The organism is Achromobacter sp. 2789STDY5608615, from assembly GCF_001298995.1.
GTDB classification, from domain to species: Bacteria; Pseudomonadota; Gammaproteobacteria; order Burkholderiales; family Burkholderiaceae_B; genus Achromobacter; species Achromobacter insuavis.
Genome location: NZ_CYTY01000009.1, coordinates 107,448 through 119,415, shown reverse-complemented (window position 1 = coordinate 119,415; position 11,968 = coordinate 107,448). Strand labels below are relative to the sequence as shown.

The window sequence follows — 11,968 nt, the reverse complement described above, 5'->3', positions numbered from 1 at the left end:
ACGCTGCACGCCATCGCCGTGCGCGTGGACAAGTTGGCCGTATGCCCCTACTCGCGGACCGCCGGCTCCCGGCAGAACAGCGGCTACAGGCCTCTTTGCTATTTCTCGAACGACTATCCCGACGTGGCGTTCGAGGCGAGCGCCGTTGTGACCGGCCTCGTCCTGCCACGGACCCTGGAACTGCTGACCGACCGCGAGCCGGACGACCTGAAGAACGTCTACGAGGGCCAGATGTTCAGCGTGCACGTGCCCATCAGGGTTTATGGGCTGCGCCAGATGGACGGCAAGGTGTTGTGGGATCCGGTGGCCACCTACGATAGAGCCTGGTCCACCAAGCAGCGCAAGAAGGCGTATGCCTGGCTCGTGGTGCTGATCGCACTGGGCTGCGCCGCCTACGCCTTCCTCAGGATCCGGGCGATCCTGCGCGATCCGCATCTATGACCTGACGGCCCGTCGCCCCGCCTGGCTCAGGTCCGCCTGGCCAGCCACACCGTCGCGTTGCCGCAAGCGGCGTCCCATTCGACGTGGCGCAATACCTCGAAGCCGTTGGCGGCGAGCAGCTCGCGGTATTCGGCGCTCTCCAGGCTGCCGTGATAAAGCGGCTGGCCGTCGAGCTGGCCGATGGCCTCGCCCAGCGTCGTGCCGCTGGTGAACATCAGCGCCGCGCCCGGCGCGGCCAGGCGCCGGAACTGCGCGAACATGGGCCGCTGGTCCTCGGGCGACAGATGGAAGAAGCTGTGCCACGCGATCAGGCCGTCGAACGGCCCGGCGCAAGGCAGCTGGCGCATGTCGGCGGCGATCCACGCCTGCTCGGGAAAGCGCGCCGCGGCGCGCGCCAGCAATGCGGTCGAACTATCGACGCCGGTAATCCGGCAGCCGTGTTCGATCAGGTGGCCGGCGATCGGCACGCCGGTGCCGCAGCCGATGTCCAGCACCCGCGGCGCGGCCGCCGGCAACGCCGCCAGGAAGTCGGCCAGCCAGGCGCGCTCGATCAACGCGGCGCCGCGGTCGCGCTCGAACGCTGCCGCATGCGCCTGGTACAGCGCCATCACGTTGCGGGACAAGGGATTGGACACGGCCTCAACCCAGCGCGGCGCCGCGCATGAACAGGTCCCATGCGCGGTCGAAGTAATCCTGCTGCGCCGCCGGATCGGCAAAGCGCGTCTCGCCCAGCATGGTGGCGACCAGCGGCTTGATCGAGGTGGCGTACAGCAGTTGCTCGGCGATGAACGCGGCGTCGCCGCCGCCCAGCGTCCCGGCCGCCTGCGCCTCGGTCACCATATCGGCCAGGCGCCGCAGGAAGGGATCGTCGGCGCCGGGGGTGGGCTGCACGCCCTTGGCCGGCAAGGCCTCGCCCAGCGCCACGCGGTTCAGCGCCACCAGTTGCGGACGCAGGTTGATGTCCAGCAAGGCGCGCGCGTAGCGGCGCAGGCGCTGCTCGGGCGCGCCCGCTTCGGCCATACAGGCGTTCAGTTCCTCGACGATCGCGCCGCGGAACGTGTCCATCAACGCGCCGAACAGCGCGGCCTTGGAGGCGTAGCGGCGATACAGCGTGTCCTTGCCCGCCTTGCAGATCTCGGCCACCTGCTCCATCGACGTCGCGGCATAGCCCTGTGCGGCGAACAACTCGGCCGCGACCGCGAGGATGCGGCGCTCCAGCTGCGCCGCCGCTTCCCGGGTCGGCCGCCCGCCCGGCGCCTTGCGCGCCGTCTCGCCGGCGGGCGACGTCGCGGCGACGCGGCGGGCGGGGGTGGCGGTCTTGCTGGGCGGGGTCGCGGGCATCCAATCGGTCCGTGGCTGGCAGTCTTGAAGGCCCCTATTGTCCCGCAGCGCGCGCCGCACGGCAAATAACCAAACGCAAAAGTCCCGTTATCACCTAGGCAGAAAGCACGTCAAGGGTTTTATTTTTTCCAAATTAACTGGACGTTACCGTCCCGTTTATGTGATGATGATTGCAATTGAGATTTCTTTTCATTTGCAACAGGTGTTGAAATGGCGATTGATGTCCGGGAAGCCGTGATCCTCGGGGCGGTTTCTGGTTTGCTGGCGGCCGGCGCGGCCCAGGCGCAGCAGGAAGCGGTGCAACTCAGTCCGGTGGTGGTCAAGGGCGAATCCGCCGACCCGGCCGACAGCAGCGACCGCATCCTGCTCCCGACCACCACCTCGGCCACCAAGACCGGCACCCCGGTGCTCGAAACGGCCCAGTCGATCTCCACCATCACCCGCAAGCAGCTGGACGACCAGGCGCCGCAGACCGTCAGCGAAGCCCTGCGCTACACCGCCGGCGTGCTGTCCGACCGCGACACCAACTCGCGCTACGACTCGGTCTTCCTGCGCGGCTTCGGCGCCTTCGGCACCGCCACCAGCTACGTCAATTTCCTCGACGGCCTCAAGCTGCCGCGCGGCCAGGCCTTCGCGCAGGCGGCCATCGACCCGTACCTGCTGGACCGCATCGACGTGCTCAAGGGACCGTCGGCGCTGCTGTACGGGCAGGTCAGCCCGGGCGGCCTGGTGAACCAGGTGAGTCGCCGGCCGTCCGACCAGGCCACGCACGAGATCCTGCTCGAAGGCGGCAACGAGGGCCGCGCCCGCGCCGGCTTCAGCAGCCAGGGCGCCGTGAATGAGGCCGGCACGCTGCAATACAGCCTGAGCGCGGTTGGCCGCTACGCCGACAGCCGCTACGACGGCGTGCACGAAAGCCGCTACGCGGTGGCCCCGTCGCTGACCTGGCGGCCCAACGCCGACACCACCTTCACGCTGTCCGCGTACTATCAGAAGGACCCGGACGGCGGCTACTTCAACTCGGTCTATCCCAAGTTCCTGGCGCCGTCCCGGTACAAGGACGACCTCGGCCGCCGCTTCAACGTCGGCGACCCCAAGTTCGATTCGTTCGAGCGCGAACAGCACGGCATCGGCTACCAGCTGGAACACCGCGTCAGCCCGGCGCTGACGCTGCGCTCGCGCCTGCGCTATTCGGACGTCGACGTCGACTTCCGCTCGCTGCAGATGGCCGCGCCGCTGGCCGCCGACGGCACCATCGCGCGCCAGGCGCTGCGCTCGATCGAGGACGTCAAGGGCGTCGCGCTCGACAACCAGGCGCAGATCGACTTCGCCACCGGCACGGTGCAGCACACCGTGCTGACCGGCATCGACTACCAGCACACCCGCAGCAACTGGCAGTACAACTGGGGCCCCGCGCCGTCCATCAACGTCGCCAATCCGCAGTACGGCCAGCCGATCGGCCCGCTGACGACCATCATCGACAGCGGCCAGACGCTGCGCCAGACCGGCGCCTACGTGCAGGATCAGTTCCGCTTCGGCGGCTTCCGCGCGCTGCTGGGCGTGCGCCACGACTGGACCGAGCAGGATTCCGACAACCGCCTGGCCAAGAGCGCCACCAACCAGTCCAGCGAAGCCACCAGCTACCGCGCCGGCCTGCTGTACCTGTTCGACAACGGCCTCGCGCCCTACGTCAGCTACGCCACCTCGTTCGAGCCCAACGTCGGCGTCAACGCCAGCGGCGCGCCGTTCGTGCCGAGCAAGGCCAGCCAGTATGAAGTCGGGTTGAAGTACCAGCCGACCGGCGTGGACGCGCTGTTCACGGTGTCGGCGTTCGACATCCGCCAGCGCGACGCGCTGGTGCCTGACACCTTCGGCTTCAACACGCAGGAAGGCCGTATCCGCTCGCGCGGCCTGGAGTTCGAGGCGCGCGGACAGGTCACGAACAACCTGGAGCTGATCGCCGCGCTGACGCTGCTGGACACCAAGGTGACGCAGGCCGCGGTCGAGGCCAACAAGGACAAGCGGCCGCAGGCGGTGCCCACGTACTACGGTTCGGTGTGGGCCAACTACCGCTTCGGCGCCGGCGCGCTGGAAGGCTTCAAGGTCGGCGCCGGCGTGCGCACGGTGGGTTCGAGCTACGCCGACAACGCCAACAAGGTGAAGGCCGACGGCTACACCCTGATCGACGCCGCGCTGCGCTACGATTTCGGCGCCGCCAGCCCCAGCCTGAAGGGCCTGGAAGGCCGCCTGAACATCAACAACCTGTTCGACAAGACCTACTACTCCAGCTGCAGCTCCGACTATTTCTGCCAATACGGCAATGGCCGCCAGATCATCGCCGGCCTGAGCTACCGCTGGTAAGGAGCCGACGATGCATCGACGCCGCTTCTGCGCGGGACTCGCGCTGGCCGGACTGGGCGGCGCCCTGCCCGCCCTCGCCAGCCCGCCGCGCACGCTGACCGACATGGCGGGCCGCGCCTTGCGGCTGCCCGCCGCGCCGCGCCGCATTGTGCTGCTGGAGGCGCGCGACATCCTCACCATGGCGCTGCTGCATCCCGATCCGGCGTCACTAGTGGTGGGCTGGGCCGCCGCCGACCGCATCGACAGCGAGGCGCTGCAGGCGCGCTTCGAGCGCAAGCGGCCGATCGCGGTCATCGGCAAGCAGGCGCCCACCACGATCTCGCTGGAAGGCATCGTCAACCTGGCGCCCGATCTGGTGGTGACCAGCTCGTTCATGACGCCCGAGGATGGCGCCGGCGGCCTGTTGCAGCGCCTGACGGCCCTGGGCATCCCGGTGGCCTACAGCGATGTCGCCAGCAACGCCGCGGCGTCCGCCACGGCCGGCCCGATCGACACGTTGCACCGCAACCTGCGCATGTGGGGCGACATCCTCGATGCCGGCGACCGGGCCGCGGCCTATTCTGCGTTCGCCGACGAGCGCCTGGCCGAGGTCGCGCGGCGGCTGGCGGGCGCCAAGCCGGTAACTACCTATCTGGAAGTGCAATCCACGCCCGACGACTGCTGCTGGGCCGCCGGCAAACAGGTCTGGGGCGAGCTGCTGGCGCTGGCCGGCGGCCAGAGCCTGCCCGGCGTGACCGCGCCCTGGTACCAGAAGCTGCAGCTCGAATACCTGCTGGCCACGCCGCATGACGTCTACATCGCCTCGGGCGGCGGCTGGGTCTCGGGCGGGCGGCCGGCCATCGGCCCCGGCATCGACCCGGCCCAGGGCCGCGCCGGCCTGCGGCGGCTGGTGGCCCGCACCGGCTTTGCCGCGCTGCCCAGCGTACGCCAGGGGCGCGTGCATGGCATCTGGACCGGCCTCATCACGGTCGCGCCGTTCAACCCGCTTTTCGTCGAGGCCGCCGCCAAGTGGCTGCACCCCGACCGCTTTGCCGATTTCGACCCCGCCGAGACCCTGGCGACGATCAACCGCCGCTTTTTGCAGGAGCCGATCGACGGCCCGCTGTGGGTCTCCCTCCAGGAGTAAACCTTGTCCAACCCCTCCGCGCCGTCCTGTACGGCGTCGGCCGTCATCGCCTTTCCCAGGCTGGCCGACTATCTCGAACCGATCCTGGCCGCCATCGCCACGCACGACATGACCGTGCGCGCCGAATCCGACCACCACGCCGTCACCGCCGCCTTCGGCAGCGCCACGCTGCGGGTCCGCCCGGGCGCGCTGCATATCGAGATCGAAGCCGCCGACCCCGCCGCCCTGAATCGCATGAAGCACGCATTGGCCGGCCCGATCGGCTTCATCGCCGCGCAGGAGCGGCTCGACATCCAGTGGCGCGGCGACGCCGGCGGCCTGACGCCGCTGGACGACCTGCGCATCCTGCGCGTGGTCACGGTGCGCGACCTGACCCCGCACTTGCGCCGCATCGTGCTGCAGGGCGTCAATCTGGCCCACCTGGACCGCGCCGACCAGCTGCATTGCCGCCTGATCTTCGCGCCCAAGGGCGAGGCCGACGTGGCCTGGCCGATGCTGGACGGCAACGGGCGCGTCACCTGGCCCGGCGGCAAGATGCCGACCCGCGTCTACACCATCCGCGCCATCGACCCGGCCGCCGGCGCGCTGACGATCGACTTCGCGCTGCATGCCGATGCCGGGCCCGCCACGCGCTGGGCGCAGGCGGCCGCGCCGGGCGACCGCGTCGGCGTCGTCGGCCCCGCGGCCGGCGGTCCCAAGCCCGCGGCCTTCCATGTGCTGGCGGGCGACGAAACCGGCCTGCCCGGCATCGCCCGCATCCTCGAATCGCTGCCCGCCGATGCGCGGGGCCACGCCTTTATCGAGGTGCACGACGCCAGCGAGGAACTGCCGCTGGCCAGGCCCGCCGGCATCACCTTGAAGTGGTTGCACCGCGATGGCGCGCCAGCCGGCGCCACCACGCTGCTGCCCGATGCGGTCCGCGCCGTGTCGTGGCCGCCGGCGCTCGACGACGCGTTCTTCTGGGGCGGGTGCGAGCACAAGGCGTTCCGCGCCATCCACCGCTACCTGCGCCACGACCTCGGCTTGCCGGCCGACCGGCAGGTGCTGTATTCGTACTGGCACCGCACCCTGAGCGAAGAGCAGATCATCGAGATCGGCGCGCCGGCCTATCTGGCCGAATAGGCCCGGCCGGCATGACAGCAGGGTGACAGAACGGTGACCATTGCGGCCCGTTTTGTACAGCTATTATTAAGGAAGCGCCCCTACAATCCGGCGGGCCCCACAAGGGCTCGCCAGGGGTCGGCCGCAAGGCGTCAAAGGGGCTGAAATAGTTCTTCACCCCCTCTTGCAGCTTGACGGGAACTCACCCCGCCTCGCGCCTATCCATACCCTGTCCGCCGCTACCGATTCGCTTCCCATGCCGTCTTCCCAGCAGTCACCGAATCATCCCGATCAGGGCGGGATCCGCATCCTCGCCGCCGACGCCGGCCAGGCCGCCGCCGCGCTCGAGGCCACGCAGCAATACCTGTCCGACCTCGGCCTGCGCGCCGCCGCCCGCTGCGACCTGCGCAAGGCCGCCACGCCCGGCGTGCATGCCGCGCTCAATCGCGGTTTCGCCGCCAGCTACCTGCCCGATCACGACACCACCCGCGTGGCGCGGGCGCTGAGCCTGCGCACCGACGCCAACGAAGCCGACCTGGACCGCGAGATCGTGCTGGCGATGCTGGCCAGCTCGGTCGCCTTCGACTTCCCCAGCGTGGCGGAACTGGCCTCGGCCGTGCGCATCCGCCGCTACATCGTGCAGGCCGCCGGCAAGACCGCGCTGGCCTTCGACACCGAACACGCCGAGCGGCCCGAGGACTACTGGACCTACGACGAGGCGCGCGGCTTCACGGTGCTGCCGGGCCGCTCGCTGATCGATGGGCTGCGCAAGGCCACCCAGCCCGAGGCCTCGGGCCAGCTGTATTCGTTCTCGTGCTACCGCGCCACCGAATACGTCACCGTGCTCGGCATCGCGCAGGAACTGCAGACGGCCAACCCCGACCTCGGCCGCCGGCTGCAGCGCCAATGGGAAACGCGCGCGGTCATGTCCGGCAGCTTCCACGACACCTTCCTGCACGAATACGGCGCGCTCGACGCGCCCTTGCCGCAGCGCTTCTACGTGCCGGGCGACCGGCTCTGGTTCCGCAACCCCGACGCCGAATCGTCGGACGTCGAAGGCTACGAAGGGTCCTGGGTGTTCTACCTGGGCGGCGGCCTGTTCAACAATTTCTGGGAACGCGGCGTGCCGTACACGCTGACGTCCAAGTGCGTCGAGATCTACCATTGGCGCCACGGCCTGCGCACCGACGCCGCCGGCAAGCGCTACATCGACGAACAGATCGTCAAGGAACACGTGCACGCCACCCTGGCCGACCCCGAGGCCACCGCCGTCATCCTTGAACGCATGATGCGGATCCGCGACCCCCAGGGCGTGTACGCCGAAGGCGGCTGCATCGACGCCACCCGCGAGCGGGTGCGCTGGGTGCGCCCCGGCCATTGCGACATCGTGCTGCCGGACTTTCCCGGCGCGGCGCGGGCGCTCTCCATCGCGGCCTGAATCCCCCAAGCCGCTCGGTTTGAATTCCTCTGCGGGCGGCAGCCCCTGAGCCACCCCCTGGCCGGCCGCCACCAGGCCAATCGCGGTCGTCGCCGCTTGACGCCGACGCTATCATGCAACATCATATGTTTCATGATGACGGCGCGCCGCCCTGGCCGCCGTCCCGCCCGGAGTCATCGATGTCCTTCACCAATACGCCCGGCGCCTCGGACGACTACGCCGAACGGGTCGCGCGCCACGTCCCCGGCCTGCGCGACCTGCACCGCATGATCGGCCTGCTGATGGCCGAGCTGACGCCGGACGACGGCCGCCTCCTGGTGCTCGGCGCCGGCGGCGGACTGGAGTTGAAGGCCCTGGCCGAGACGCGGCCAGGCTGGCGCCTGGACGGCGTCGATCCGTCGGCTGACATGCTGCGCCAGGCCATCGCCACATTGGGCGACCTGGCCCCGCGCGCGGCGCTGCACCAGGGCTATATCGACGACGCGCCCGAAGGCCCCTTCGACGGCGCCACCTGCCTGCTGACGCTGCATTTCCTGGCAGCGCCCGAACGCCTTCGGACCGTTCGCGAAATCAGCCGCCGGCTCAAGCCCGGCGCGCCCTTCATCGCGGTGCACCACAGTTTTCCACCCGAACGGCGCGATGCCTGGCTGGCCCGCAATGCCGCCTTCGTGACCGCCGCGGGCGTGCCCGCCGAACAGGCCCAAAACGGCATGCGGGCAATGCGCGACAAGTTGCCGGTGCTGGCGCCGCAGGCAGACGAAGCCATCCTGCGCGAGGCCGGCTTCACCGATATCGAGCGGTTCTACGCCGCGCTGACATTCCAGGGCTGGCTCTGCCGCAAAACGTGAGCCGCCCCCTTGGGTCCAGGGCCATGGACAGGAAACCGGGAACACAACGGCGCGGATTGGGGGAAGCACAAAAGGCGCACGCCCGTGTTACTGTCGGCATGATGCTGCCACCTCTCTCATCCGCCCGGTACGGCCGGCGCGCACAACCATGACCCTCACACCGGAATTCCCCATCGTCGGGGTAGGCGCGTCCGCGGGCGGCGTCGAGGCGCTGGAAGGCTTTTTCCGCGGTATCCCGCCCGCGCCAGGCGTGGCGTTCGTGGTGGTCACGCATCTGAGCCCCTCGCGCGAAAGCCATCTGTCCGAGGTGGTCTCGCGCTACACCTCGCTGCCGGTGCTGACCGCCGTCGACAACCAGCAGATCGAGATCAACAGCGTCTACGTGCTGCCGCGCGATGCGCTCATGTCCGTGAGCCATCGCCGCCTGCGGGTGCTCAAGCGTCCCGCGGATCTGCCCGGACGCAGGCCCATCGACCTGTTCTTTTCCGCGCTGGCGCGTGATTGCGGCGATTTTGCCGCCGGCGTGATCCTGTCCGGCGGCAATTCCGACGGCACGCTGGGCATCAAGGCCATCAAGGAACACGGCGGCCTGACGTTGGCGCAGGCCGCCGACGGCTATGGACCGCGCAATCCGGAAATGCCGGACAGCGCCATCGCCAGCGGCCTGGTCGACTTCGCCTTGCCGGCCGAAGAGATGGGAAAACGCCTGGTGGAGTTCGCCCAGGGCCTGCCCACGCTGCCGGACGCGACGACCGAGACGCAGGCCAGCGGCGCGGTGCGGCTGGATGCGGCCGGACTCGAAATAAGCAATCTGCTGCGCGCGCGGGTCGGCCATGACTTCAGCGGCTACAAGAACAGGACCTTCATGCGCCGCGTGCAGCGGCGCATGCACGTGAACCAGATCGGCAGCCTCGAGGCCTATGTCGAGTTCCTGAAAGCCTCCCCGCAGGAGGCCAGCGCGCTGTTCCGGGACCTGCTGATCAGCGTGACCAATTTCTTTCGCGATGCCCAGGCGTTCGAGTCGCTGCAGCGCCTGATCATCCCGAAGCTGCTGGAAAACCGTGGCACGTCCGAATCGGTGCGCATCTGGGTGCCGGGCTGCGCCACCGGCGAAGAAGTCTATTCCCTGGCCATCCTGCTGCGTGAACACATGGACAGCATGGCGGCCACGCCGCAGATCCAGCTGTTCGCCACCAACATCGACGACCGCGCGCTGGCCGTGGCCCGGGCCGCGCGCTATCCCGGCCAGTTGCTCGACAGCATGCCGCAGGAGCGGCGCGACCGCCATTTCGTCGCCGACGGCGACGGCTACGTGGTCAACAAACAGGTGCGCGAACTGTGTATCTTCTCGCCGCACAACGTGCTGCGCGACCCGCCGTTCTCGCGCATCGACCTGATTTCCTGCCGCAACCTGCTGATCTACTTCGGCGGCGAGATCCAGAAGCAGGTCATTCCCACCTTCCATTATTCGCTGCGGCCCGGCGGCTACCTGTTCCTGGGCATGTCCGAGAACGTCAGCCAGTTCAGCGAACTGTTCAGTCCGGTCGAGAAACGGCACCGCATCTTCCAGCGCCGCGCCGACATCGCCCCGCCGCCCCGGCCCGCGCTGCCGCTGGCATCCCTGCAGTCCCGCGGCCAGCCCAGCGCGGGCCCTCCGCGCCCGCAACCGGGCGCCGCCGCGCTGCGCCAGGCGGTCGATGCCCAGGTGCTGGCGCAGCATGCGCCCGCCCACGTGCTGGTCAATCGGGACGGCGACATCGTCTATTACTCGGGCCGCACCGGCAAATACCTGGAGGCGGCCGCCGGCGCGCCCACACGCCAGATCCTGACGCTGGCGCGCAAGGGCCTGCGGCTGGATCTGCGCACCCTGCTGCACGCCGCGGTCGAGAACGGCATGCCGGCGGTGCGCCGCGACGTCGCGGTGGAGGACGACGAGGGCCGCGTGCAGCGCGTGTCGCTGACCGTCGAGCCGCTGGCCGCCCGCCACGACACGGAACCGCTGTACCTGGTGCTGTTCACCGACCAGGGGCCGGTCCTGACGCGCGAAGAAGCCCAGGTCCATGCGCATGCGTTGCGGCAAGGCGCCGCCCAGCACATGGAAACCGAGCTGCGCGACACGCGCGAGCGCCTGCAATCGATGATCGAGGAATATGAAACCGCCCTGGAAGAGCTGAAATCCTCGAACGAGGAACTGCTGTCCGTCAACGAGGAACTGCAATCGACCAACGAGGAACTGGAAGCCTCCAAGGAAGAACTGGTATCGCTCAATGAAGAGCTGCATACGGTCAATGGCGAATTGCATGGCAAGGTCGACGAGCTGGACCGCAGCAACAGCGACCTGCACAACCTGTTCGAAAGCACCGCCATCGCCACGCTGTTCCTGGACCACGATCTGATCATCCGCAGCTTCACCCCCGCGGTCGGCGACGTGTTCAACATCCTGCCCAGCGACTGCGGCCGGCCGATCACCGATCTGGCCAGCCGTTTCGACCTGCCCTCGTTCGCCAGTGACATCCAGCACGTCTACGACCGCTATCAGCCGATCGAACGGCGCATCGCCGGAACGCTGGACGGCAAGCACTATCTGTTGCGGCTGGTGCCCTACCGCGGCAGCGACAGCCGGGTGGACGGCGTGGTCGTGACCTTCATCGACATCACCCAGATCACCCGCGTCGAACGGCGCCATCGCATCCTGATCTCCGAATTGCAGCACCGCACCCGCAACCTGCTGGCGCTGGTCAAGAACGTGGCCCGGCGCACGCTGGGCGAAGGTGAACCCTTCAAGCGCTTCGACACCCGGCTCGCCGCCCTGGATCGCGTTCAGGGCCTGCTGGGAGAAACCGGCGGCGAGCGCATCGAATTCCACGACATGATGCGCCGCGAACTGGAGGCCGTCGGCAACGGCCACCAGATTTCGCTTGCCGGTCCGCCCGTGCCGCTACGCGCGGACCGGATCCAGACGCTGGCGCTGGCCATCCATGAACTGGCCACCAACGCGGTCAAGTATGGCGCCCTGAACTACGACACCGGGCGCCTGGACATCCAATGGCGCCTGGCCCGCCAGGACAACCGGGAAGTGCTGGTGCTCGACTGGGTCGAAACCGGCCTGCCGGTGGCGCCCGACGCCAGCCGCCGCGGTTATGGCCGCGAGTTGATCGAGCACGCGCTGGGGTTCACCCTGGCCGCCAAGACCACGCTGGCATTCCGGCAGGACGGCATTGCCTGCCACATCGAAGTGCCCCTGGAAAACGACACTGGCGCGGCCGAGCCGCCAGGTCCGGCCTGAAGCGGCAGCGCCCGCCGAAATCCCTC

9 protein-coding genes are annotated in these 11,968 nt (G+C 68.9%); 7 read left to right on the top strand and 2 right to left on the bottom strand.

All coding sequences use genetic code 11. The features are described from left to right. The first annotated feature begins 147 nt into the window (after positions 1–147). Positions 148–441: a hypothetical protein gene (locus AOZ49_RS33430; protein ID WP_231690297.1), complete on the top strand. Its 294-nt coding sequence runs from the start codon at positions 148–150 to the stop codon at positions 439–441. Between the two features lie 26 nt (positions 442–467). On the opposite strand, the gene AOZ49_RS10225 is transcribed toward AOZ49_RS33430, so the two are convergent. Further along, positions 468–1,076, bottom strand: coding sequence for a class I SAM-dependent DNA methyltransferase (locus AOZ49_RS10225; RefSeq protein ID WP_231690296.1), 609 nt, complete (start codon positions 1,074–1,076; stop codon positions 468–470). 4 nt (positions 1,077–1,080) lie between these two features. Next, the gene (locus AOZ49_RS10220; RefSeq protein ID WP_231690295.1) at positions 1,081–1,782 is read right to left on the bottom strand and encodes a TetR/AcrR family transcriptional regulator; all 702 of its coding nucleotides are present in this window, start codon (positions 1,780–1,782) and stop codon (positions 1,081–1,083) included. A 210-nt stretch (positions 1,783–1,992) separates the two neighbouring features. Between AOZ49_RS10220 and AOZ49_RS10215 the strand changes: the two genes are divergently transcribed. The 6 genes from AOZ49_RS10215 to AOZ49_RS10190 all read left to right on the top strand — a co-directional run bounded on the left by AOZ49_RS10215 (position 1,993) and on the right by AOZ49_RS10190 (position 11,942). Next, complete coding sequence (locus AOZ49_RS10215) at positions 1,993–4,143, top strand: TonB-dependent siderophore receptor (protein WP_054430563.1); 2,151 nt, start codon at positions 1,993–1,995, stop codon at positions 4,141–4,143. Between the two features lie 10 nt (positions 4,144–4,153). Continuing rightward, complete coding sequence (locus AOZ49_RS10210; RefSeq protein ID WP_054475080.1) at positions 4,154–5,269, top strand: ABC transporter substrate-binding protein; 1,116 nt, start codon at positions 4,154–4,156, stop codon at positions 5,267–5,269. A gap of 3 nt (positions 5,270–5,272) precedes the next feature. Next, a complete protein-coding gene (locus AOZ49_RS10205; protein WP_054475077.1) occupies positions 5,273–6,391 on the top strand; it encodes a siderophore-interacting protein in 1,119 nt (372 codons plus the stop codon). A 235-nt stretch (positions 6,392–6,626) separates the two neighbouring features. Then, on the top strand, positions 6,627–7,808 hold the full coding sequence (locus AOZ49_RS10200) for a hypothetical protein (protein ID WP_054475076.1): 1,182 nt from the start codon (positions 6,627–6,629) through the stop codon (positions 7,806–7,808). Positions 7,809–7,987: 179 nt separating this feature from the next. After that, positions 7,988–8,656: a class I SAM-dependent methyltransferase gene (locus AOZ49_RS10195; RefSeq protein WP_054475074.1), complete on the top strand. Its 669-nt coding sequence runs from the start codon at positions 7,988–7,990 to the stop codon at positions 8,654–8,656. A 148-nt stretch (positions 8,657–8,804) separates the two neighbouring features. Further along, positions 8,805–11,942 (top strand): CheR family methyltransferase, encoded by a 3,138-nt coding sequence (locus AOZ49_RS10190; RefSeq protein WP_054475072.1) that lies wholly within the window; start codon positions 8,805–8,807, stop codon positions 11,940–11,942. Positions 11,943–11,968 lie beyond the last annotated feature (26 nt).

Bases quoted from the DNA above. Each gene is read 5' to 3' on its own strand.
- AOZ49_RS10220 (WP_231690295.1), bottom strand. From the start codon at position 1,782: ATGCCCGCGACCCCGCCCAGCAAGACCGCCACCCCCGCCCGCCGCGTC.
- AOZ49_RS10215 (WP_054430563.1), top strand. From the start codon at position 1,993: ATGGCGATTGATGTCCGGGAAGCCGTGATCCTCGGGGCGGTTTCTGGT.
- AOZ49_RS10210 (WP_054475080.1), top strand. From the start codon at position 4,154: ATGCATCGACGCCGCTTCTGCGCGGGACTCGCGCTGGCCGGACTGGGC.
- AOZ49_RS10200 (WP_054475076.1), top strand. From the start codon at position 6,627: ATGCCGTCTTCCCAGCAGTCACCGAATCATCCCGATCAGGGCGGGATC.
- AOZ49_RS10195 (WP_054475074.1), top strand. From the start codon at position 7,988: ATGTCCTTCACCAATACGCCCGGCGCCTCGGACGACTACGCCGAACGG.
- AOZ49_RS10190 (WP_054475072.1), top strand. From the start codon at position 8,805: ATGACCCTCACACCGGAATTCCCCATCGTCGGGGTAGGCGCGTCCGCG.